Consider the following 24,117-nt stretch of genomic DNA (forward strand, 5'->3'; position numbering starts at 1 on the left):
TTATTCAACAGGCGTGCTATTATACTCTTCATTACATAAAAATCAATGACTTACATCCATTTTTTCAACTAGGATTTGGATTTAGTTCGGTAACGTTTCCTGTTGCGGTGCCAGATAGTTTATCTGCGACGGAACGGAGCTTTTGGCGACTGGAGGAAGGCTTATCTCGGCGGTCGTCGATTTTAACCGAGGTGGAAACGCGCTTGGCTCCTGACAGGAATGGCGCTTCGTGCAGCGCAGCAATAGCGGTGAACACATCGTCCAGCGAACCTTCAATAATCGTACTCATGGAGGTAAGCTCATAGGTAATTCCTTTTTGCGTCTTCAACACTTTTTGCATCTGGGCAACGTAGTCGCTCAGGCTCGTACTCCCCGTTCCAATCGGGATCACTGTCACTTCTGCAATGGCCATCGCCAAGTTCCTCCTTTAATTTAAAATCGTCACTTCTTTAAAAATCTAAAACCTCTGTCCGATAAAGCAACCTTATTTCATAAAAACAGTCCATATGTATGCTGCTTGTTTCTGTAGGAAACATCTTTATCATTCATTGTACCGTTCACAAAGCCTCAATTCAAATGCAGCCCGCGACTACTCTGCAAAATTTGATTTTCCATTCCTTTTCCTTTACGTATGGCTTCAAATGTTGCTATAATACTCCTTGCGCTTATTTGAAATTTTAAGTTTCTCAACACAACATGTTGGGTTAAATATTTATAAGACGTCTAAATGTAGTGATGTAGCCGATAAATCGTACGGGAACCATCTTTTCCCCCTTCATTGGCAAGCGCATCGCTATTTCTATGTTGTTGGATTACATACAGCCCCAAAATGCTGTCTGAACCAAGCAAGTAACCCGGGAATTTTCAGCGTCGTTTTTCATTTTCACTGTCATTTATTTTCAAGTTTATCTCCCAAGTCAGGAAAGCGAGGAATTAATCCCATGCCACAACTCGTAACGAAACCAAACAACCGCCAGTTGGCTTTTGATGAAATACGCATTTCCGTATATGCCGACCGTATGCTCAGCGGATTGGACAAGCTGGATAAAGATCGCCTGATTCGCGGTGTGGTCAGCAAGCTGCGCCGGGACGAAGTCACGGGCGACGAAATCAGCAACGCATTTGCGATGGCTGCGCTTGAACTGGTCAGCAAGGAAGAACCGGACTGGAAATTCGCCGCTGCGCGCGCTTTGCTCACTTCCTTATATAAAAAAGCGGCTACTCACCGCCGTTACAAATCCTATGCGGACGAGCCTTACGGCGCTTTTTATCCGCTGATTACCGAGCTGGTCAAGAAAGGCATCTATCGTCAAGAGCTGCTCGACTACTACACTAAGGAGCAAATTGATGAGCTGGGTGCATCCATTTTGCCGAAAAATGACCTGCTGTTCGATTACATCGGGCTGTTGACGCTGTCCGAGCGTTATCTGGCGAACGATTTTGACGGACGGGTGATGGAGCTGCCGCAGGAACGCTATATGATCATCGCAATGTACCTGATGCACAAGGAGCCTGCCGACAAGCGTATGGAGCTGGTGAAGGAAGCTTACTGGGCGATGAGCAACATGTATATGACGGCGGCTACGCCAACCATGTCCAATGCAGGGAAAAAGGTCGCCGGACAGCTCTCCAGCTGCTTCATCGACACCGTAGATGACTCGCTGGAAGGCATTTTCGATTCCAACACCGATGTAGCCCGTCTCAGCAAAATGGGCGGCGGCATTGGCGTATACCTCGGTAAAATACGGGCACGTGGCTCCGACATCCGTGGACACAAAAATACAAGCTCCGGCGTCATCCCGTGGATTCGCCAGCTAAACAATACAGCGGTCAGCGTAGACCAACTGGGTACACGTAAAGGCGCAATTGCCGTCTATCTGGACGTATTCCACAAAGATATTCTTGCGTTCCTCGATCTGAAGCTGAACAACGGTGACGAGCGCATGCGTGCACATGATGTTTTCCATGGCGTATGTCTGCCCGATCTGTTCATGGAGCGGGTGGAAGCACGTGGCGAATGGAACCTGTTCTGCCCGCATGAAGTGAAGAAGGTCATGGGCTGGAAGGATGACAGCGGCCGTCCACTGGGGCTGGAGGATTTTTACGATGAAGGCTTTGGTAAAGGCTCCTTCCGCGAGAAGTATGAGGAAGCGTCACAGCATCCCATTCTCTCCCGCATTACGGTGCCTGCCATCGACATCATGAAGCGCCTGATGAAATCGCAGCTGGAAACAGGTACGCCGTACATGTTCTACCGCGATACCGTAAACCGTGCGAACCCGAACCGTGCCCACGGTATGGTATATTCCTCCAACCTATGTACGGAAATTATGCAAAACCAATCGGCGACCGTGGTGGAAAAAGAGGAATTAGTCACCAAGGATGGACAAACACGCATTGTCATTTCCAAAATTCCCGGCGATTTTGTCGTCTGCAACCTGAACTCCATCCATCTGGCTCGCGCTGTTCCGGCAGGTGTGCTGGATCGTCTCGTACCGATTCAGGTACGTATGCTGGATAACGTGATTGATATCAACAACATTGAGGTGCTGCAAGCACAATATACGAACAGCCAATATCGCGCAGTCGGTCTGGGTACATTCGGACTGCATCATCTGCTCGCACTCGAAGGCATCCGTTGGGAATCCGATGAAGCGGTAACCTATAACGATCATTTGTACGAAAAAATTAACTATCTGGCTGTAAAATCAAGCATGGAGCTGGCGAAGGAAAAAGGCCGTTATGCCAAATTTGAAGGCTCTGACTGGTCTACCGGGCACTATTTCACATCCCGTGGCTATACGGACGGTATGCGTGAAGGCAAATTTGTCACCACCTCAGAGTGGAGTGAACTTGCGGAAGAAGTCAAACAAAACGGTGTCCGCAACGCATGGCTGTTCGCCATCGCGCCTAACGGCTCCACGTCCATCATCGCAGGTTCTACAGCCAGCATTGATCCATTGTATGAGCTGCTTTCCTATGAAGAGAAAACAACCTACAAGATCGCTAACCCTGCACCGGACTTGAATGAAAAGACAATCTGGTACTACAAAACGGCTTTCCTGCTGGATCAGCATGCTTCGATCAACATGGCCTCTGCCCGTCAGCGTCATATTGACCAGGGCCAAAGCTTTAACCTGTATGTGCGCCCGGATATCAAAGCTACTGAATTCCTGGAACTGCACATTCATGCCTGGAAATCAGGGATGAAATCAACCTATTATGTACGCAGTCGCGCACTGACGATTGAGGAATGCGATAGCTGTGCATCCTAATATAACGAAGGAGAGAATCTCCCATGCAGTTACAAAAGATTTTTAACACGGAAGCACCTAACCGCTCTACCCGCATTATTGAAGGCGAAAACTCCGGCATTCTGAACTGGAACGATATTCGCATGCCGCATATGTACAAGCTGTACAAGGTGTTGCTGCTGAACCACTGGATTCCGGATGAAATCCCGATGTCCAAGGATGCGTCCCAATTTCCTACGCTGGATGCCGAAGAACAGCGCACGTTCAAAATCAACATCGGCCTGCTGGCCGTGCTGGACTCCATGCAAACGATGTTTGTCGGGGATGTAAAACGCTACTTTACCGATTCCTCGCTGGAAGCTGTGTCAGCCATTATCGGGCAGCAGGAAGTCGTGCATAACCAATCCTACTCCTACGTGCTGTCCTCTCTGGTATCGGATCAGGAGCAGAAGGAAATTTTTGAATACTGGAAAAATGATCCTGTATTGCTGGAGCGTAACACGTTCATCTCAGACATTTACCAGGAGTTCCGTGATGAGCAAAATCCGCAAACCTTTTTCCATGCGATGGTGGCGGACTTGATTTTAGAGGGCATTTTCTTCTATAGTACGTTCGCTTTCTTCTACAATCTGGCCCGTGATCAGAAGATGATGTCGACCAGCCAAATGATCTCGTATATCCAGCGGGATGAAAATCAGCATTGCTACTTTTTTGCCGAAGTGTTCAAGCAATTGCTGTCTGATTTTCCTGAGCTGGACACGAAGGAAAATACGGATTATGTCTACCGCATGATTGACCGCGCAGTGGAGCTGGAAACGAATTGGGCACACTACACGCTCAAGGAGGTTCGCGGCATCGACTTGAACGAGCTGGGCGATTATATCAAGTATATGGCGAATATGCGCCTGAGACTGCTCGGTATGGACAAAGCCTACGAAGGCGTAGACGTAAATTGTATGCCTTGGATCAAGCCGTTCTCGGATGAAGCGCTGAACGCAACAAAAACAGACTTTTTTGAAGCAAAATCGCGCAATTACGGCAAGGTCGGAGAGGACAACGGATTTGACGATTTGTAATTAACCAGATACAGCCTTAACTCGGTATTTACCGGGCTAAGGCTTTTTTTCATGAGTTTCATCCGAATCTTCGAGATACATTTTAAAACAGTCGTATGCCCAGAACCTGAAAAGTTCACTTTCGTCCGATGTGGTGCATACATATACCCTAGAACCGTGTAATCCAATCCATCGCTCCACAGTGTATCAACGTTGCTCACGATGGAGGCATTAACGCTGTTTTTACTTGCTTTGTATAGGAAGGATAGCCGCCCGTATGCTGGAGCATTTCGATTTCACGCAAAATACGCGGCAAGTCAGCGACCGAGTTCATGACGATGTGGGCTCCCGCCCTTTTTAATCCGTATACGCTCTGCCTGCGCCGTTCCTCAGCCACTCTGTCGTCGGATTCACGGCTTGTTGCTTGCGACGTGATCAGCGTACCTTCGCTATGATTCAGCACACCTATTGTCCACACACCGGCATTCCTGCCCTCTTGCATATCAGCTGCCGTATCTCCTACTTTCACAATATCGCTAAGCGGGAAAACCTGTAAGCGGTGTGCAATCTCATAGATCATCCATGGATAAGGGCGCCCTTGCGATACTTCACAGGGAGCTACTGTGCAATCCAGTGCATATGGGGACTGTGCAGGCATAAAAACGTTGCCCAGCATCTCCATCGGGCAAGATGCGGTAGCGCCTGACTGAATCCGACGATCCTGCAATTCATTCAGCGCTTTATCGATACCGAAAGTGGGCTCAGCTCCCTGGATCAAAGAACGGAGAACAGGCACAAGCTCAAGATATATATGCTCGATATCCGTTCTCCCGGGATGCGTATCGAAGCAATCCAGCCATTTTTTCCGAACCTCTGAAAGTGCCAGCACATTCGCAATATGATCACGAATCGGTAATCCTCGCCCATGAGATGCCTGTTCTTCGGTTACCTGTACACCCTTCCATCTGAAAATATCACGTATTCCCTGGATTAAGCCTCGTCCTCCGGGGTCCAACAATGTACTTTCGAGATTAAAAATAACCGCTTGTATCATGCAATCCCCGCCTCTCCGTAACGCGGCTATCTGCTGTCAGTGTTTCTTAGGACCATGATACACAGCTAACGTAAAATGAAATGCCATAAAGCGTCAGCGGATTGTAATTGAAAATAAATTCCTGGATTGGTTGCCGATTACTGATTGTAATGAAGTGTACTAAGGAGGACTCACAACATGAGACATCCATGGAATGAATATAATCCCAAGATGCCTTGGCGGATGGAGCTGGGTTGTTATGCGCTGAACAAGCTGGCTTGCGGAGGGATGGTGTTTGGTCTGATATGGGCCTATTGCTATATAACAGAGGCAATGACGGGGATTCCTGTAGCCATAGCAGGCAATAGCGGTGAGCTGACCGCGCAGCTGTGGGCATATGGTTTTGCCCTCCCGGCAGCTCTTACCGCCGATGCGCTGCACGATCTCTTGCCCTGGCTGCGGAAGCCGGAGCGGCTCACCCTGTACCTTGCCGCAGGATTCAGTATTTTCCTCCTGCTTGGTTCTTTTATATCCCCTGAAGGAACGGGTGTCTTATGGAGCAACGGCATCGCGGGTATCGTGATTACGTTACTGTATTATCGGGGAAGGCATTATGCGGGAAGACTCTGGCTGAGTCGTGGATTTGGGGTACAGATCATCCTGGCCTTCCTCCTGCCCTTGCTGTTTTGGTCTATAGGGCTTCAATGATATCCCCCGCAATGACCGAGACAGCAAGCCTGCGATGATCCCTGTCAGCACATCACCTGCGCCGCCTGTCGCCATCCCGGCGTGGCCTGTCGTGTTGACATAGGCCGTTCCGTCCGGGCACGCAATGACGGTACGCGCTCCCTTGAGCACCAGCGTGACCCCGCGTGTCCGGGCGTACAGCCGGGCATGGGCGATGCGGTCACGCTGCACCTCGGCCGTAGATAGGCCCAGCAGAGAGCCATCTCGCCGGGGTGCGGTGTCAGTACAACCGCCGCGCCTCTCGGCGGTCACAATATACATGCTTCTTCGCCTCCCGTAGTGCCATCCCTTTTTTAATACCCGACCGTAAAACGGGAATTTACAAATTCCCCTTCTACCAGCTCATCAATCAGGGCAACTGCATAATCCTCAACCGAGATGCGGCTGTGACCCAATTCATCAACAACTACATGGTCCAAGCCAATGCGAAACTGCCCTGTACGCCGTCCCGGCTCAATGATTGCGGCAGGACTGCAATATGTCCAGTCCACATCCGCAGCACGATACAGCTCCAGTGCATCGGCATGTACGGCAGCCAGTGGCTTGACTTCCTCTGGAAACTCGGCGGTATCCATCAGGCGTTCACCGTTTTCCGTTTTCAGGCTACCAGCTCCGCCAACCACCAGTATGCGCTCTGCGCCGGAACGCCGGGTTCCTTCCAGTAAAGAACGGGTTGCTTCGAGCAATTCTTCCTCAGCTCCAAACTTGGGACCATACGCGCTGATCATAGCATCATGTCCTTTGGCCACGGCTGTTACGGAATCGGGATTCAAAATATCCGCTTGAACGACCGTCAAATACCCACTTTGCTCCGTTACACGCTGCAGATCACGCACCGCCGCCGTCACCTGATACTTGCGCTTGATGGCCTCCTTCACCAATGCTTGACCAATGGTTCCTGTTGCTCCAAAAATAATGACTTTCATCTGTACTTGCCTTCTTTCTGTCTATGATTTACTTACTATTACTTATCCGCTTTAGCCTCAGCTTAAACCTGCTTCTCTTACAGCCCGTCCGGGTGATTCGATCCTCTATGATGTTCTGCGGTACTTTCTATATGCTCGTATTGCTCGTTCATGCTGAATCTCCCCTCCCTGCTTGTAATCTTGTCTATTTTACCAAAAAATACTTCATATATCTCTGTCAGACGTGACCAAGCCCTTGAAATGCCTGTGTGGTCTGTGCAATAGTGTAGAAAGAACAATGGAAGGAGGGATTGCGGGTGTCCCCGACGGACTTCGCGGCATTGGCCGCATATATCTCACCCGGTCTGATTGCCGTCCTGCTGGCATTGTCCTTGCTGGTATGGCTGTATGCTCACAGCGCAGCCCAGCTTCGCAATTCGCGTCAGCAGCGGCTGAATGAATTACAGGAATCGCTACGTATCTACGGACGGCTGGCAGGCTTTCTCCAGACCTCTACTCAGTACAGCTTAAGCAGCCACGAAACACGCCAGCATCAGAGTGGACTGATTCATGCCCTTCAGGAAGCGAAGGCTGCTCCCTATTTAACCCCTCACCTTCAGGAACAGGTTCAGGCATCTCTAAGAGAATGTGACGCATTCCGCAGGGAGCTGCTTCTCAAATCACTGGAGCGCGAAATGAGCAAGCTGATCGACGAGCGTCGGCTTGTTCTGCTGGAATCACATGCTCCGGGCTGGGGTACGGCTTTATGGAAGCTGCTGCGTCCCGCTGCCGGGCCGTTGGCTCTGGCGGGTATCGTGTGGCTAATCTCACGGCTGATTGTGGAACTTATGTCGTATAGTACAATCTATAGTAGTCTGCCCGAAGCTGTCTCATCTGCGTCCTGGCTCATAGGGTGTACATGGATGAGATTTGTTTCCGGCTTGATCGCCCTGCTGTACGTATATCGGCTGATGACCCTGCGCAGACAAAATGATCTGGATGTGACGGCATCCCATTTTCCAACGAGCCTGTTGTCCATGGTGATCGCCGCCGTTGCCCTGTTTCAATGGATCGGACCGGAGGCTTCTCCCTACATACTGGCTGTGCAGCTTGTCCTGTTTGTGATCGGCTTCCGGCTCACCCGGGGCCGCTCACGGAGTGATCGCCCTTATGTCGGTCATCCCGGCTTGATGAAGGTCGATCCTTCTCAACATCAGGAAATGCACACGACAGACAAAGACAGAACGTCCGACTCTTCTTTGGCGGAGGAACATAACCGTTCCTAGACGCCAAGCGATGCAAAATCGTTTACAGCATGAACGTTAAAACCACATCCCATCACAGGACATCCCGACAGACGCCGAATGGTTTTATGGGGTGTCCTGTTTTTTGAACAATTTTAGACTTTTTGAAGGGTTAAGCTTGTGCCAGCAATCAAGGAAAGGGTATATTGTTTATATAAATGTAAATCATATCGTTTTTTATGTATGAATATTGAAAAAAATCCATATATGTTAAACTATCATCAATTGTTGATGTACGTTAGAATTGGAGGAACTATGCAACTGGACATTTCTGAAAAATCACTTCCCGTATATGAAGCACTGGCCAGTGAGGTTCGGCTGAACATGATTGTTCTGCTTGCGGAGAAGCCTATGAATATACGCGAGCTGGCGGAAGCACTGGGACTCAGCAGTGCCATCATGACCATGCATGTCAAAAAGCTGGAGAGAGCATCCATTATTTCGACCAAAATGCTGCCTGGTCGCGGTGGCGTTCAGAAAGTATGCTCACTGGCTACGGACAAAATTGAAATAGCTATGCCCCGCTATCAGCAGGATGTACGGCAATTTCATCAGACGGAGATTTCCGTCGGGCACTTTACCGATTTTGAAATTCAGCCGACCTGCGGGCTGGCTACCGTCGAGAAAATTATCGGAGAATTCGACGAGCCTCGTTCGTTTCTGGACCCTGAGCGCTTCAATTCCAAAATTCTGTGGTTTAGTCAAGGATATATGGATTATAAAGTACCCAATTTCCTCCTGTCCAGCCAAAAGGCCGAGGAGTTGGAAATTTCGATGGAGCTATCCTCCGAGGCCCCTTTTACCAACGACAACTGGCCTTCGGACATTACCTTTTTCCTGAACGATGTGAATCTGGGGACTTGGACCAGCCCGGGAGATTTCGGCGATAACCGTGGGAAATACACACCTGCATGGTGGCCTGATTTTATCAACCAATACGGTCTGCTCAAAAGACTTCGTGTTACGTCTAAGGGTACCTTTATGGACGGCAAGCAAATATCCGATGTGACCTTAAGCCAGCTGGTGATAGATCAGAAGCAATGGAAATTCCGCATTGCCATTCTGGATGATGCCCAGCATGTTGGAGGGGTTACCCTGTTCGGTACTGGATTCGGTAACTACAATCAGGACATTCTGTTCCGCTTGTACTACAAGCCTGCGGAAAACCATACGAAAACAGCAACAGTAGAAGCTGGCGACAGCAGCAAATAAACTTTCAGAGCCTGTTCTCCTCACACCCTAAAACACGCCCCTTTGCCCCATGCGTTCATGGCAAGCAAAGCGCCGTGTTTTTATTTTTCATCTTCTTTTAACGTGCCTTTTTGCATACGCTATGACTGCCGCACAGGCTCAATGCATACAGGTAAAGGAACTTCCAGCACATATCCTGTTCGAGTCAATCGTCCGTCTTCGCTATGAATAGCAAAGGATACGATGTTATTTCCGTCCTGATTCGCGACAACCAGATACCCGGACAGGATGTTGAAGTTACGCGGCGTGCTGCCAAAAGTCTCCACCCATTCAACCGTCTCCAGCTTACCGCTGTCCAGATCGACATGGTACAGCACGATGCTGTTATGCCCTCGGTTGGACACATACAGATAGCGTCCACAAGGCGTAATCCGAATGTCTGCGACTGTGTTTTCCACATCTATGCTGCCCTCCGGCAGCGTGGACAAGCTTTGCAGCCATTGAAGCTCCCCGTTGCGTTCGTTGTAGCTAAATACAGCGACCGTATTATTTAGCTCGTTAGCCACAAAGGCATAGGGACGCGAAGGATGAAAAACCAGATGACGCGGACCGGAGCCGGGCGGCAGCTCTGCCTCACGATGGGTCACCAGCTTCCCATCTTCCGTCAAACGGTATACCACAATCTGATCCAGCCCCAAATCACATACCATTGCGTACTGCCCTGAAGGATCAGAAATAATCGAATGCGGATGTGCCGCATCCTGACGGTCCTGGAGAATACCTGAGCCGGTATGCTGGACCTGCCCCGACATTTCCCCCAACCCGCCAGCTTCCGTCACCGGGAATACAACGGCATTCCCGCCTGAATAATTGGAAGCCAGCACATACCGTCCATCCGCTGTCACTGAGACATAGCAAGTGTGCGCTCCTTCGGTCCCTTTTCGATCCAATGGGTGCAACTCTCCCGTCTGCGCATGCACCTGATACGCATACAGCTCGCCTTCCTCTGTCTCACTGGCAGCATACAGCTTGGTCCCATCTGGATGCAACGCCAGAAATGAAGGACGCTCTATTCCTTCCACGCCTCCAATGATACGCATATCACCATTTTCCGCATGTAAAGCGCATACATAAATTCCTCTCTCATGGCGATGTGCATAAGTTCCTGTATAAAATAACTGTTCATTCCACTCTTTCATCGGCTCTCGTCTCCTTTGTAAACTTACCATGCATTATTACCCACGATGCAGTCGTTTCATTAACCATTTCTCTATGTATACCAAAAATAGTCTCCTTCGGCGCGACCTGTGGTTCACAAGAACGTCACAGATCGCACCAAAAGAGACTATGTTTACAAGAAAAATAACATTAAACCGCTGTCGTTTGTGTACCTTTGCTGTTCCATTTTACAGCCAGTCCCAAACTAAGGATGAGAATAACCGCCCCGAAAATGTATGGCAGATTGATATGCACCTCAAACAACGTACCCGCCAGCGCAGGTCCTAAAATGTTACCGATACTCATATAGGCATTATTCATCCCGGCTGCAACTCCCTGTTCATCCCCGGCCATTTTGGATAAAGCCGTATTAATGGCTGGTCGCAGCAGCGACGTAGCAGTAAAGAAGATGAGCGATACCCCGAGTACATAATAAAAGTTGCCAGAGAGCAGCATAAGCACAAGAGAAATCGCGGAAAACAGAAAGGAGCCGATAATAACACCTTTTTCACCAAAACGATTCAACAGCGGACTGATCACAACCGCCTGAATCACCGTTCCGACCAGTGCCCCTACCGTAATAATGATCGCAATATCGCGCTCATTGTAATGAAACTTGCCTGTCACAAAGAAAGGAAACATGGTTTCAAAATGCGTCAGCCCAAAGGTTAGGGTGAAAATCATAATCAACAGCATGAAATACGGCTTGCGAAAAGAAAGTGCAAACTGCTTAATGACATTGTCGCGTTTGGCTTTGACATTCCGGAACTTCAACTGTTTCTCCATCGACAAGGTTTCCGGCAGCAAAATCAACGAAACCAGGGCAGCTACACCCGATACTCCAGCCGAAGCGTACAAAGGCGTGCGTATCGAAATATCTGCCAGCAAGCCGCCCACACCAGGGCCGATAACAAACCCGAGAGACATGGCCGCGCCCAACAAACCCATTCCCCGACCGCGATTGTGTACCGTCGTAATGTCGGCAATATAAGCCATCATCGGAGGAATCATAAAGGCAGCCCCTGCGCCTCCGAGCAAACGGGATATATACAGCATCGTCAACGAATGCCCTATAGCAAATAGTACTGAAGAAATCGTCATGATCACCAAACCGATAATGATCATTTTTTTGCGTCCGTATTTATCGGACCATTCACCAGCTAACGGTGAAAACAGAAACTGGGTCAAGCCGAATACGGCAACCAGGTAGCCTCCCGTTTCACCAGTACCTCCGAGGGAACCCATGAATTTGGGGAGGATCGGAATGATGAGACCAATTCCCAGCATGGCAATAAACATATTAATCATCAAAATGACCAACGGTCCCATTTTCAATTGTGACTCTGACATGTTGCGTGTTGTCCTCCCAGATTATATATTTCGCATACGAAAATCTTATTTTGCAACTATTAGTTCAAAACTCTTCACTATATTAATAGACCCACGAGTAAATAACAATCATAAATTACACTAAAATGTTATCAGTAATCTGAAGCCGTTATAAGATTCTTGAAAAATAGAAAAGCAGTCTTAGCAGCTCGCATTAGGCATTGTGGAGCACATAGATAACGCTTCTGCATTAATTATATACAAACATGCGTTCTATATTCAATACACAAAAAAAGGAACTAAAAGCATAATAATGGCAGAACCCTACACGCACTCATATAGAGTGCGACTTTTTATATGGCAAACGAGCTATTGTCGATTATTGAAAACGGTGGGAGACTGGGCGCACCTATCCCTTCGGTTATCCGGCAGGCGGTCGAAGTGTTGAAGGGTAAAGGCGGTTTGGATCAACAAGCAAAAAAGGGAGTTGACGAGTATGACATACCGTAAAGATCACATACCACAAGACACGGCCTGCAACCGTCGTCCGAGGCTTCCGCTGTCCGCTACTACTATTATACCATTCATAATACAGGGAACCCGTCCAGCACGGCAGCGAATGAGCGTGCGTGGCTAACGAACTTTCATATTGCAATTGATGATCATGAAGCCGTGGAATGTATTCCATTGACAGAAAATGCTTGGCACAGCGGAGACAGGGGCAAACCGGGAAGCGGCAACCGTTCCAGCATAAGTATTGAAATTTGCGAAAGTGGGAACTACGCTAAAACGCTGACCGATGCTGTTGCGCTGGTAGCTGGTATGCTGCGGGAACGTGGCTGGGGGTGTGGATCTGCTGCGGCGACATTACGACTGGAGCGGCAAGATTTGCCCGAGATTAATGTATAATTAACGGTAAAACCTATGTACCGCTGCGTGCTGTGGGCGAGGCATTGGGTGCTGCTGTTGTGTGGGATGGTAAGACCAATATGGCTACAGTTACAAAGTAAATCCTATTGAATAGCAAATCCCCTGCCAGCATATGAATTGGCAGGGATTTTTTTGTTAGGAGTCGTTAACCTTAGCTCTTAAAATTAGAGTTCATCTGGGTTAGTGGCTGATATAGCCCATGCTGAGGCGTCAACATAAGCTCCGCCAGCGCGCCACTGTATTTCATAGTTTCCTGAGCGCAATCCGCTTGAAAACCCATCCGTGCTGTACCAATTAAATGTATCACCAGCACCCACATACTTGGTAAAATAATCTCTCCCACTGTCGACATGCTTTAAGGTAAAAGTAAGCGTCGCCCTGGTGTTGTTTTTTACACGTAGCTTAACATGACCATATCCAGGAGATATGGAGAACTCTGTTAATGGCGACTTGCCGTCAAGGTTCACATTAAAAAGATCTTTTGTTCTAAAAAGACTCACTCTGTCATGATTAACAGGTGTTGTCACCTCATTTTGGGTCGCGTAAGTCGATGGACTTGCAGAATTAGCACCTGAATCCGCAAAAATCGCACTCGGCACGGCAACAGCCCCTAACAAACTCAAAGATAAAGCTGTTGTAATTACTTTTTTCTTCTTCATGGATTATTCCTCCTTATATTATACTACCACCTCAATATACTAAAAGATTCCATATTTTATATATATTCTAAAAAAGAAATCATGAAATTACAATTAATAATTTTTTATTGTAATGTATACTATTTCAAGCGAATACCTCACAATAAGTTACAAAAATTATTGACAACTGTTAAATTGTGGTCAACAATAGAACGCAAGAATATAAAAATCTTGGAATTTTTATGTGAAGGGTGGATATGACATGAAGCATACACCTACGATTCGGACGGAATTAGACAGTTACCTCCAACAGGAAGGTTGGAGCTTAGCACGATTTGGGCAAATTGCAGGCATGAATCGGGGAGCAGTAAGTGCTATCTTGACAAGAAACAAACCTATGTCCGTTAACCAACTGGACCGAATTACTGAGACGATGGGTTTACCGGAAGGCCACTTGTATGACTTGTTTATAGATAACTATATCATCGACTTACCACCGAATATGAGGCGGATCGAGCCATTTTTGTATCGCTGTGCGGAGTTGGACAAGTTGGATGCAATCCGTCGAGTGGTGGGGATCATCATGGACAATCTACTTTACTCGCCCAGACTATATGATATTGCGGAAACTTTATTTGCACAGGGAAGACATGCTGCTGCATTACTACTCTATGAAGGTGTAGCAGAAGCGGAAAAATACCAACATTCGGAACGTTTGGCAATCTGCCATTATCGTATATTCACGATTCAGATTGGAGACGATCAAAGTCGAAACCTCAAAGCTGGTACACGATTTGAACCCTTTGTCGAACGTCTGGATGAGATAGACCAGCTTGACGCATTGAAGGATTTGGCTAACGTGTATAGGTCTTTGCGTCTATGGGACGATGTTGATGAAACAGCGAGAAAAATGAAGGAGAAAGCAAAAATTCAATATTCGATGAAACATCAGGAGAAGCGCAAGAATAGAACGCATGCAAAGAAAACAAAGAGTCCATTATTTGGTTACGTTGCTTATGCTGACCTGTTGTGTGCAAGTGTCTGTGAAGCCCGAGGCAATTACCAACAAGCTCTACAGTATACATACGCCTACGCTGATTTAGATTGGGTCAAAGAGACGGACGAGGATACTCAGCATTGGGTCAACTTGTTCAAGCATTGGTCACACGCTAATGTTATTGTGAATAAGCTTTTATCTGGAGATATAAGTGTGCTACACGAATATCTTAACTATATAGATGCATCGACAGATACAACTCAAGAAGATAGGGTTACTCAATTACTGAACATTATGATAGCGGCTAACCTATATGCAATAGATGTAAATGATATACTTAAACAGTTTGAAACAGAGATTGAGTCTTTTTCACAGCAACCATCGGGTGATATATATGCGCAACAAGTGATGCCGGATTATTTCGCGTGGTTTGGTTACGAATTGGCTTACTATTATTTACATCAAGGGATGTACAGTGATGGTTTTAAATATTTAATGAATGCATTGTTAAAAGCGAATACACTAAATAATGAGACATATTTTATAAACTGTATGGGATTGTTTGCTCGTTTTCAAGCCCATGCGGTTCCTGAAACCAAAGCAGAGTTTTTCAATTTCATTGAGAGGGTGTGGATAAACAATGTTGAGAAAAATGATTCTTCTGATCGTCGCGACTAGCTTTTTGTTTATCTTAGGTATGCCTGTTCAGCCGCATAATCGTCATGAAGGTATTAAACCTCTTGTACAACATGGAGGATACTAAACGGATAGGAATAACAATCCCCGCTAACCTTAACTGGTCGGCGGGGATATTTTTTTGCTCAATACGGAGAACTATTGTACACCCGTTTTGCATCCTCGACGGATTTAAAATCAAACTTCCTTGAGGTAAAGCTAGGCGAGATACTGGAGCATGTAGAAGAGCAGGAGAAATGATGATGCTAAAAAAATACCAAGAAGAGTGGTTATCCTATAACACACATAAACGTATCGACTGCGTGCTTCGGGGTATAATTGCAGCAGCATTATAGGGATATATCATTTTAATCATTTGTGGGCATCAATTCTAATCAAAAAAGGAGCAGGAGATTTCAATCCACGCACTCATATAGAGTGCGACGTTGATACCTTTTGCATCCATTGCACTGTTAATAGATATTTCAATCCACGCACTCATATAGAGTGCGACACTTGTGCTTCAGACAACTTTCTAGCTTGTCCATTTTCAATCCACGCACTCATATAGAGTGCGACGCAAGGTAATATTGCTGCCTCCATGATTAGTAATTGTTTTCAATCCACGCACTCATATAGAGTGCGACTGTATCTTATCCATGATTGACCGCTTCCTTTTCAAGATTTCAATCCACGCACTCATATAGAGTGCGACGAAGCACTTTGTTAATTTAGGCGATTTCGGATCAATCATTTCAATCCACGCACTCATATAGAGTGCGACGAAGATGAAAGAGAATTCCCAGACTTCGACTCCGAAATTTCAATCCACGCACTCATATAGAGTGCGACTTTGCTACAGGCGCAAAGGTTGTTGTCGATGAGGATATTTCAATCCACGCACTCATATAGAGTGCGACTACTTTTGTATCCTTTTTATTCGCCTTTCTTGATTTCAATCCACGCACTCATATAGAGTGCGACCCGTTGTTGACAGCGACGAAATCCTTGTAGTTACGCAATTTCAATCCACGCACTCATATAGAGTGCGACATAGAAGGCGCTATGTAAGCCGCCCTCTACAAAGATTTCAATCCACGCACTCATATAGAGTGCGACGTCAGCGAAGGGAATATCGGTTTATTACTTGCTGCAAATTTCAATCCACGCACTCATATAGAGTGCGACTTTAAATCGTTAATTGTGAATTGCCCAGCAGCCGTAAAATTTCAATCCACGCACTCATATAGAGTGCGACCCATATCCCCTCGAGCAGCCAAATGAGCCAACCGAGAGATTTCAATCCACGCACTCATATAGAGTGCGACCTAAGCAAGAGGCATCACAATCACAACGCTTCATGATTTCAATCCACGCACTCATATAGAGTGCGACGGTAGGAATAGGTGGCACCTGGACGGATTATAATATTTCAATCCACGCACTCATATAGAGTGCGACGAAACACCCGCAATACAAGGGCTTTATCGCTTCTATTTCAATCCACGCACTCATATAGAGTGCGACGGTGGTGTGATTGACTTTTTAACTGGTGTATTTACTGGATTTCAATCCACGCACTCATATAGAGTGCGACGTTTATTCTGATTGGCCTGTTCATAGCAATAATATTATTTCAATCCACGCACTCATATAGAGTGCGACTGCTACGCTGTTCCAGTCCGGCGGCGGTGGATAGGTAATTTCAATCCACGCACTCATATAGAGTGCGACCTATTACAAAACGGACGATCCGGCATTAAAATTTCAATCCACGCACTCATATAGAGTGCGACTTATATTTATTTATTTGTTTAAAATGATGTGAATAATATTTCAATCCACGCACTCATATAGAGTGCGACATTTTCTTGAAACTGCATGAGGCGAAATACATAACAATTTCAATCCACGCACTCATATAGAGTGCGACTCAACGAACATTTGTCAGCATATCAAACGTTAAAATTTCAATCCACGCACTCATATAGAGTGCGACTGAAATTAACTATTTCTTCTTTGTATCGCCGCTTTATATTTCAATCCACGCACTCATATAGAGTGCGACAGCGAAAAGTGGGGTAAATCAATCTTTCGCAGCTCTATTTTATCATAAATTTTAACAATAGGTATCAACTAATGAATTTGCACGCCGTACACGTTCACACTTCATTCACATTCGACATATTTTCGACAAATTTCGAGGTGCGAAGGATCCGGGGTTTTTATGTGAGCTTCACATTCGCACTTCTACGATTTCATTGATTTCTATTTGCGTGTGCTTATTTACCCTCTTTCTCATCACTTATCTGTTCAATTTCCAGCAGTCTACCGTACCCTGCGTTGGTCTTCCCACCGATCCCCTCCGTGTTTAACGCTCCAAGCAGGATCGTCTTGGCCAAGCTTAGCCACTTCGTTGCCTGTTCCGGCTCTCCCTCACAGGTTAATACGATTTGGAAGCAGGCTGACGCTGTAAGAAAGGGAACGGGGATAGGAGAATCATCGTCACGTGGAGCCTTATAATCCAAGCCCTTGTGATAAGGCTCTACTATAATTCCGTTGTAATCCTGATGATGGGGTGTAAGCACATCCTGCCTGAGAGCATGTTCAACACTTTTTGGCGTGGGAAGTGCATCGTGAAATTGAACAAATCCGGCAGACGTCGGTGTACCAAATAAAATGCCAAAGTCATCCCCTGTACGCTTCAATGTCGGATATTGGTCGCCCAGTTGCCGATGTACATAATGGGAGGCTACACCCTTTAATGCAGTTGCTGGCAGGTAAGGAACTCCGTATATGCGGTGCAAAGCCAAGCTTGTCTCCAGCACAGAATGTCCATCTCCAATGACAATCGGTGTTTGTGATTCAACTATGAATGACAACCTTGTAGCTGCTACAAAATGCTCAGGCTTGTAGTATTGGTTAAAATAATGCTTATACAAGTTCATTTTCGCCGTGGTCCAGTTCTTTTGATATGCACAGATCCGTTCATAGAACGCTGCCTTGGTATTGTCTTTGTTGCCCTTTTCCTTCAACACTTGTTCTAAATTTATTTTTTCTCCATGCCAATGCTTGTTACTCTTCGTCATAGCTAGATAGGTATTCATTTTAGAAACTCTCCTGTTCCAGCGTATCCGCTCCTTGCTCAATTTTCAGAATGGCCTCCGCATAACGCTTAAACCAGACAGAAGCACTCAGCACCTGTCGCGACAAATGAAGGTAGGCAGCATTTTGTACTTTGAGCGCATCTTCCCACGTTTGATTCAGAGCGAGCGCATTGTGCAAATGCTTCAAATATACCGTATGTGGATTTTTTTCATCTCCCGCTCCCTTTGACTGAAAAAAAGTAACAGCCAAGAGCAATCCATTGGTCAGGACGAGCGAGGGAAAACGGTGGCAGAGCTGTCCGTATTGCTTGGCAACAGCGGAGTCCGCCTCCAGTGATTTTATTCCTTCAAAAGCGACCCGTGCATACTCATGCTGCGATGATTTCATTGATCCCCGCCTCCCGAGCGTCGGCAACGCACACGTCCTTTGCCAATACTTGCGTTGCCTCCGAGCTGTACGAATATTTCTTTCTCTAATTGTTGAAGATGGGCGGCCCGTTGGGATACATCTGACGATCCATTAACCCGATCACACCAGATCATCCCATAAAAAATGGCTTCCGTGGGGACATACTCCTCATACCATAGCGCGCCTGCTTTAGTTGTTTTCGTCTCTTCCTGTATACGAATACGAGGATTCACTTCACAACACATCGTAGTAAAGTATCTAAATGTGTCATCTGATACTAACACCAACCGCTCAGTGAACAGCTTTTTTGAATCCGTCTCACTTGCTTTGAACAGTTTATTCGCCAGCAAAATTGCCCATTCGGTAAATTCCTGCGATTTTTTAATTTTTCCATAGAACTCATCCATAAAAATCTGCTGCTCATGATCCACTACACCCTGTGTAGTTACCCAAGCTACCTCACCTTTTTTTATATCCTCCTCAAATAGATTCAAATCGGGTATCCCAAAGGACAATCCCATCGCTTCTCCGTCACGTGCCAGACGCTTCAAGACCATAGGAGAAGTCACATAAGCAAAGGTTCCATATCGGCTAGCTACTGGAAAAGCAAGGATTCGCCCATCCGAGAAAACAAGCGCCCCAGCCTCTGCTCCATTACTGTTAGATTGACCAAATGCCTGCTTGCACCAAAATTCCTTTTCCTTTTGTGCATGATAATAATCTCTGTTTACTCCTTTCATGCTGCTGCCCGGAATCATGGGCCACTCCGTCACCTTCTCGCGCATGATAGGCAGGTCAATCGCTCCTAGTCCTTCTCCCGAGCCGATATGTAGTGGGGACAAACAGTGAATCCAGTACCACTGGCTTACATTTTCCATTTTTTCTACTCCTTCATGATTAGGTTTATTGATTTTAAGAGAGGTTATCTGTCAAGTTCCAGTTCCCCCATAAAGCCAGCCCATAGCCGTCTTCTTTGTCAAAAGCCTCTTTACGGCGATTCGTGTCAGACACGGATTGCAGCCACATCTCCTTCGCCAAATCAGACGGATTTCCCTCGATAACCTCAAAGAAATATACGCTGCCTGCCGGAACCATACGCCGGACTGCCTTTTCCTTGTATAAAGCATCCTTCGAGTAGCTCCATCCCGAAATCGGCTGCCAACGAGGGACACAAGCCCAGCGCAGTTGAAGCTCTACTCCGCACTTCCATGGATGCTTGGTACGAAGATTTTCGTCTAGCCAGCCAGGCAGCCAGCCTTTGCGAAAATAGGCAGGAGTCGCTAATATCATACGAATATAGGGCGCTCCCTGCATACTTTCTTGAATGGCCTGTGGACAATCCCATGATGAATCTGCTTCCACTTCGCTAAAGTAAGCCAGTCTGCGCTTGCCACCCATGGAATGTATTTCAGATACGGTATCTTCCAAGCTGACTGCTTCCTCTTTCCACTCCATTTCGGCCTCCAACGTAAGCTCCGCGGGAAAAACCAGCGATTCTGTCGAGAACAACTGCTGATCCCTGGCGGTATGTGTCTTGGGATCAATCGCTGTATGTGTGCGTTCCTCGCGGCTAAATGCAGCCATAAAAGGGGACGTTTCACCAGCTACGGGCAGCGGATTGTTTTTTTGTTCCTTGCGCCACTTTGCAAGAGACTGCATCCAATCCTCTTTGGATAGGGAATCTGTCAGCCAACGCTCCATCCATTCCCTGGAGATATACGCAGGTGCATTCTTCATCTTTTTCTGTGTTCCCGCTCCAAGTGGCGGCCAAAGTACATCTACCAGCCGCCCTTCCTGCCCTGTGCCAAAAAAGCCCTGCTCGCCCTGTGATCCATTTGTCAAATAAACAGGTTTAATGTTTTGCACACTAGCTCCGTTTTGCTCTTCATATATTTCGACGTCCTGCGGCATCGCAAAATACAAGCTGCCCTGGTGTTTATATAACGGACCTCGGACGCTCAATTTGGCAAAATGGTTAAGCCCAAGCGACGAATTCCCTGTCTTGGCCTGCTCTCTTTTAGCCAGCACCGTGCGGATCGTGCCTGCAAGCACACTTGGCGTGATATCACTTAAGGTATGCGCCCGAATCCCCGGTGTAGCGTTGAACGGCCTTCCGTCACGCACCATTACAGGGTCAAGGGGTTTTACTTGCAGCCGTTTCTTCATGAACCATTCCCACCTTTTCCAGATGAATCGTTAAAATAAGCTGCTCCGCTAATGTCCGCAACCGTTCCAACGGTTCTTTGTCAGTATCGTATAGCTCCTTCAATTTTGGAATCCAGTTCTGCTGGAGCAAGTCCTTGTCTTTCCCTTCCGGCTTCTTTTTGAACGCCAGACGCTCGATCTCCATCCACAATAAATCCCCAAGCAGCTTACGGTCACGAAGCCACGAAGAGCCTGTATCCATCTCCTTGTAGCTTTGATACATGCTACGCAGCTCATAGGCAAATTGGGATGAAAAATACGATCTGTGCTCGCTTAAAATCTTTATTTTTTCCACCGGATTCTCTCGAAACGGCAGAGCTACTTTCATCAGGCTGCCACCGCCGCGCTTGTAGAAATGAACCTCCAATGCATCACGCGTTTGCTTGGCCCGACTCTCTGCTTCATGCGCCATTTTACGTACCTCTTCCAGCGGCTCGAGCATATGAGTAATCACAATCCCCACAGACAACGTAGGAGCTGTAATCACAGAGCCCATTACATCTATAAAAGCTTGTCGCAATGCATGGGCTGCATTCAGACAGGTGTGGACTGGCAAATAAGCCATCACATCATCGCCGCCACTATACACTAGCTGCCCCTGATGATCTTTCATTATTTGGGCTGCCCGGACAGCGAAGCTGGAGAGCGCCTTGGAAAAACGAATATGGCTCTGTTCATCCTTGATGCCACGAAGATGCTGACCCATACGATCACCATCTGCAACCAGAAAAGCATAATAGGGGGTGGGGCGAACAAAATCCAGTCGATCTTCCCGTGATTTTTTTTCCAATTGGCTATACATATTTTCCAATTCCTTGGAAATTGAATGTTGAAGGCTCTCTTTCTGTTCTCCACCAACCTTAACGCATTCCTCCAGATAGTCCTCGATTCGACGTTCATAAAACAAGCGCGCATCATAGCTATCAGCATGTGATTTACGTGGTGGTTTAATCTTTTGTTCGCCAAGCAACGTATTCACCGTACGCAAATAATCGTCCACTGCCGAGCGGATATTTGCCTTGTCGTGAATTTGATTCTCAAAGGGCAGAAAAGCCGTTTCACATACGGAATAAAAGCGTTCCTGTTGCGGATGAAGTAATAAGGACAAACGTTTAATGACGGAAATGGCATCCAGGCTCTCGTTTTTCTTAATTCCCAGTGTGGACAGTCGTTCTTTATCCCTGTCCTGATTGATCCAGACGGACTCACGACCGCCATCCAGTGAAGATTTTTTCTCGCCGTACATGGCCCCTGGATCGTTCTGCTTGAAATCCCGCAGTGTTTTTCGGGCCGCTAATAATTGTTCTGTTTTCGCTAATGCCATGTCGTAGTCAAGCCCTTGCGTTGCAGTCCAGGCCGCTTGAAACTCCAGCAGATCGCTGACCTGACGATCCCATGTGCGTATATTAATAATGCGCCCGAGTTGCTGCTCAGCCGCTCTGGCATACTCTTTCCATTTCCCCTGAATAGCTCTTCTGACCTGCCAAGCTACCTTGTTCGGCTCATTCGTATCTATTAACCCCAAAATTTTGTTGGGTGCGCTGATCTCCTGTTCTTGCTCAGTTGTCGTCTCTGAACCCATTGCAGGAAAAACCAATCGTCCTCCCTGCTCTATGAACTCTTTTGCTCCAGCTTTGCTTAATTCAGAGAGCAGGTGTGAGCCAAACCACAAGTCCCGCGTTCTACGTGCCTGAGCGATGAACTCCTGCACGGGCCCGATAGAAAAGATCATCATGATTTCTTTCGATTCGTGCTGTCGCAAAATTTATTGACCTCCTCACTGTGCAAAAAAGCCTCAACGGCTGATTGATAGTTTTGCATCGGGTTATGCTCGTATAAAGTTTCAGGATAAATTTCTTCAGCTCGCAATTTTTTTATAACGTTATCTTTTTGATTCAAATGAACTTCTTCCAGTGCAGGCTGATTCAGGATAGCGATTATTCCAAGCGACCTATCCAGATTACATGCCAGTGGCTTTACGATGACAGGAGACGCAAGGCGTTCCTTATCTTTTGGAACAAGTTGTGTATCATAGGGCTCTTTTTCCCAAGGTTTTCTTTTGCGGAGTTCTGTAGTTGGCAATTTTTTGTCTTCATCCATCGTTTGCTTAAATTTAAAAATAATAGGCATTCCGAGTTGTGCTCTTGGAAAAGCAAGTAGCTTATCCGGTTTACTAGCAGGGTATTTTTTTATATGTTTAGGATGCTTCATACCTGTAATGTTACGAATAGAATCCGCTTCGGGCCATTGGCTTCTTCCAGGTCGGCTGCTGCTTTTTCCCTCATTCGCACGTCTCCGGAACAAGCGATAGGCCTCAATTGCTTCATCCCAAGCATCAAACATCCCCTCTATACGGGGGCGGAACCTTATTTGTCTACTAAGCGTCGGCCATTCACGACTTTGCTTCTCCTGCAATAATTTCAACTCATACTTTTGAATGTGTTCTTCAAACCAAGCCTGAAATTTTTGATGAGTACAGTGATCTGAGGTAGGAGAGATTCCTTTGCAGTATAAACTCCCGCATCCTCTACGTGTCCTTGCTCCGACTCCACCGAAGTTAATCCAGGCCCATAGTGCAGGTGCTATTTCTGTGCGTTGTATTTCCTCAAGATTAATAGATTTTGTGATATCATCAGTCGGTTGTTTGTAGATAATATGAAGCTTGAATGTATGCCCTATAGTGTAGTCAATGGATTTTCTTTGAGCTTTCTTCACCTCTTCATCCGCTGAAACCAATGAATACTTTGGAAATCTGGCCCTGCGGTTAACATTTTCTACAGCACGCGATTGCTCAATGCGAATTTGTATACAGCTCGGGCGACTGGTGTCTCCAAAAATCTCTGCTTCTCGTTTGCGTAGTTCATACACGTTGTCAAATGCTGCACCCCGTGTTGCTCGCCACCAGAAACGCAGCTGTCCTCGCACTGTGCTGGTACGAACCAAACGGTCTGTATCAATTTTTCCTGCAAGATATCCTCCTCCAAACATAGGCGTTACGATAGTGATGTCATATAGCTTATGCAGCGCTGGAATTTGGGCAATGCTTTTTTCCAGATTGGCGACTATCGTTGCAGGACTTTTCAGCGTTCTTCCCATACGAATCTCCTTTCCTCATCCTTT

General features: G+C 46.8%; 20 protein-coding genes, 2 pseudogenes and 1 CRISPR repeat array. Of the genes and pseudogenes, 9 read left to right on the forward strand and 13 right to left on the reverse strand.

Annotated elements, in window-relative coordinates; genetic code table 11:
* Nucleotides 1-64: 64 nt before the first annotated feature.
* Nucleotides 65-412 carry an MTH1187 family thiamine-binding protein gene (locus ACIFQM_RS03830; protein ID WP_025682770.1) on the reverse strand — a complete coding sequence of 116 codons (348 nt, stop codon included), beginning with the start codon at nt 410-412 and terminating at the stop codon, nt 65-67.
* Between the two features lie 529 nt (nt 413-941).
* On the opposite strand from ACIFQM_RS03830, the gene ACIFQM_RS03835 reads away from it, so the two are divergent.
* Together ACIFQM_RS03835 and ACIFQM_RS03840 are read left to right on the forward strand one after the other, a co-directional pair.
* Nucleotides 942-3,275 carry a ribonucleoside-diphosphate reductase subunit alpha gene (locus ACIFQM_RS03835; protein ID WP_430041385.1) on the forward strand — a complete coding sequence of 778 codons (2,334 nt, stop codon included), beginning with the start codon at nt 942-944 and terminating at the stop codon, nt 3,273-3,275.
* A 23-nt stretch (nt 3,276-3,298) separates the two neighbouring features.
* Nucleotides 3,299-4,330, forward strand: coding sequence for a ribonucleotide-diphosphate reductase subunit beta (locus ACIFQM_RS03840; RefSeq protein ID WP_430041383.1), 1,032 nt, complete (start codon nt 3,299-3,301; stop codon nt 4,328-4,330).
* 196 nt (nt 4,331-4,526) lie between these two features.
* Here ACIFQM_RS03840 and ACIFQM_RS03845 read toward each other — a convergent pair whose 3' ends face one another.
* A complete protein-coding gene (locus tag ACIFQM_RS03845; RefSeq protein ID WP_430041381.1) occupies nt 4,527-5,363 on the reverse strand; it encodes an HAD hydrolase-like protein in 837 nt (278 codons plus the stop codon).
* Between the two features lie 177 nt (nt 5,364-5,540).
* On the opposite strand from ACIFQM_RS03845, the gene ACIFQM_RS03850 reads away from it, so the two are divergent.
* Nucleotides 5,541-6,050: a hypothetical protein gene (locus ACIFQM_RS03850; protein ID WP_430041379.1), complete on the forward strand. Its 510-nt coding sequence runs from the start codon at nt 5,541-5,543 to the stop codon at nt 6,048-6,050.
* 9 nt (nt 6,051-6,059) lie between these two features.
* Here the strand turns inward: ACIFQM_RS03850 and ACIFQM_RS03855 are convergent.
* Together ACIFQM_RS03855 and ACIFQM_RS03860 are read right to left on the reverse strand one after the other, a co-directional pair.
* Nucleotides 6,060-6,331, reverse strand: a pseudogene (locus tag ACIFQM_RS03855) (ADP-dependent NAD(P)H-hydrate dehydratase); the annotation flags it as partial.
* A 51-nt stretch (nt 6,332-6,382) separates the two neighbouring features.
* Nucleotides 6,383-7,015 (reverse strand): NAD(P)-dependent oxidoreductase, encoded by a 633-nt coding sequence (locus ACIFQM_RS03860; protein WP_430065038.1) that lies wholly within the window; start codon nt 7,013-7,015, stop codon nt 6,383-6,385.
* Between the two features lie 296 nt (nt 7,016-7,311).
* Here ACIFQM_RS03860 and ACIFQM_RS03865 point away from each other — a divergent pair, with 296 nt between their 5' ends.
* Both ACIFQM_RS03865 and ACIFQM_RS03870 read left to right on the forward strand, forming a co-directional pair.
* On the forward strand, nt 7,312-8,280 hold the full coding sequence (locus tag ACIFQM_RS03865) for a flagellar export protein FliJ (RefSeq protein ID WP_430065040.1): 969 nt from the start codon (nt 7,312-7,314) through the stop codon (nt 8,278-8,280).
* Nucleotides 8,281-8,553: 273 nt separating this feature from the next.
* The gene (locus tag ACIFQM_RS03870; protein WP_430041373.1) at nt 8,554-9,510 is read left to right on the forward strand and encodes an ArsR/SmtB family transcription factor; all 957 of its coding nucleotides are present in this window, start codon (nt 8,554-8,556) and stop codon (nt 9,508-9,510) included.
* A gap of 119 nt (nt 9,511-9,629) precedes the next feature.
* On the opposite strand, the gene ACIFQM_RS03875 is transcribed toward ACIFQM_RS03870, so the two are convergent.
* Entirely contained in the window at nt 9,630-10,688 is a 1,059-nt protein-coding gene (locus ACIFQM_RS03875; protein WP_430041371.1) for a lactonase family protein, read from the reverse strand.
* Between the two features lie 169 nt (nt 10,689-10,857).
* Nucleotides 10,858-12,057: an MFS transporter gene (locus ACIFQM_RS03880; protein ID WP_430041370.1), complete on the reverse strand. Its 1,200-nt coding sequence runs from the start codon at nt 12,055-12,057 to the stop codon at nt 10,858-10,860.
* A gap of 324 nt (nt 12,058-12,381) precedes the next feature.
* Between ACIFQM_RS03880 and ACIFQM_RS03885 the strand changes: the two are divergent.
* The 3 genes and pseudogenes from ACIFQM_RS03885 to ACIFQM_RS03895 form a co-directional block, all read left to right on the forward strand.
* Nucleotides 12,382-12,546, forward strand: a pseudogene (locus ACIFQM_RS03885) (phage holin family protein); the annotation flags it as partial.
* A gap of 72 nt (nt 12,547-12,618) precedes the next feature.
* Entirely contained in the window at nt 12,619-12,945 is a 327-nt protein-coding gene (locus tag ACIFQM_RS03890) for a peptidoglycan recognition protein family protein (RefSeq protein ID WP_430065052.1), read from the forward strand.
* Between the two features lie 32 nt (nt 12,946-12,977).
* Nucleotides 12,978-13,046, forward strand: coding sequence for a hypothetical protein (locus tag ACIFQM_RS03895; protein WP_430041393.1), 69 nt, complete (start codon nt 12,978-12,980; stop codon nt 13,044-13,046).
* A gap of 84 nt (nt 13,047-13,130) precedes the next feature.
* On the opposite strand, the gene ACIFQM_RS03900 is transcribed toward ACIFQM_RS03895, so the two are convergent.
* On the reverse strand, nt 13,131-13,625 hold the full coding sequence (locus tag ACIFQM_RS03900; protein WP_430041368.1) for a hypothetical protein: 495 nt from the start codon (nt 13,623-13,625) through the stop codon (nt 13,131-13,133).
* Nucleotides 13,626-13,866: 241 nt separating this feature from the next.
* On the opposite strand from ACIFQM_RS03900, the gene ACIFQM_RS03905 reads away from it, so the two are divergent.
* On the forward strand, nt 13,867-15,279 hold the full coding sequence (locus ACIFQM_RS03905; protein WP_430041366.1) for a transcriptional regulator: 1,413 nt from the start codon (nt 13,867-13,869) through the stop codon (nt 15,277-15,279).
* A gap of 410 nt (nt 15,280-15,689) precedes the next feature.
* A CRISPR array of direct repeats spans nt 15,690-17,344; the repeat unit is 32 nt; unit sequence ATTTCAATCCACGCACTCATATAGAGTGCGAC.
* A 214-nt stretch (nt 17,345-17,558) separates the two neighbouring features.
* Here the strand turns inward: ACIFQM_RS03905 and cmr6 are convergent.
* The 6 genes from cmr6 to cmr1 are packed head-to-tail and all read right to left on the reverse strand — an operon-like array spanning nt 17,559 to nt 24,093.
* Nucleotides 17,559-18,383: a type III-B CRISPR module RAMP protein Cmr6 gene (gene cmr6 / locus ACIFQM_RS03910; RefSeq protein WP_430065042.1), complete on the reverse strand. Its 825-nt coding sequence runs from the start codon at nt 18,381-18,383 to the stop codon at nt 17,559-17,561.
* 1 nt (nt 18,384) lies between these two features.
* Entirely contained in the window at nt 18,385-18,771 is a 387-nt protein-coding gene (gene cmr5, locus ACIFQM_RS03915) for a type III-B CRISPR module-associated protein Cmr5 (RefSeq protein ID WP_430041364.1), read from the reverse strand.
* Nucleotides 18,768-19,670 (reverse strand): type III-B CRISPR module RAMP protein Cmr4, encoded by a 903-nt coding sequence (gene cmr4, locus ACIFQM_RS03920; RefSeq protein ID WP_430048139.1) that lies wholly within the window; start codon nt 19,668-19,670, stop codon nt 18,768-18,770. The genes cmr5 and cmr4 overlap by 4 nt, the downstream gene beginning before the upstream one ends.
* Nucleotides 19,671-19,704: 34 nt before the next feature.
* Complete coding sequence (gene cmr3 / locus ACIFQM_RS03925; RefSeq protein WP_430065044.1) at nt 19,705-20,958, reverse strand: type III-B CRISPR module-associated protein Cmr3; 1,254 nt, start codon at nt 20,956-20,958, stop codon at nt 19,705-19,707.
* Nucleotides 20,927-22,759 (reverse strand): type III-B CRISPR-associated protein Cas10/Cmr2, encoded by a 1,833-nt coding sequence (cas10, locus tag ACIFQM_RS03930; protein WP_430065046.1) that lies wholly within the window; start codon nt 22,757-22,759, stop codon nt 20,927-20,929. Before cas10 ends, cmr3 begins: the two co-directional genes overlap by 32 nt.
* Nucleotides 22,729-24,093: a type III-B CRISPR module RAMP protein Cmr1 gene (cmr1, locus tag ACIFQM_RS03935; protein WP_430065048.1), complete on the reverse strand. Its 1,365-nt coding sequence runs from the start codon at nt 24,091-24,093 to the stop codon at nt 22,729-22,731. Before cmr1 ends, cas10 begins: the two co-directional genes overlap by 31 nt.
* Between the last annotated feature and the right edge of the window lie 24 nt (nt 24,094-24,117).

Origin of the sequence: Paenibacillus sp. NRS-1782 (genome assembly GCF_050467685.1) — a bacterium.
Classification (GTDB): Bacteria; Bacillota; Bacilli; order Paenibacillales; family Paenibacillaceae; genus Paenibacillus; species Paenibacillus terrae_A.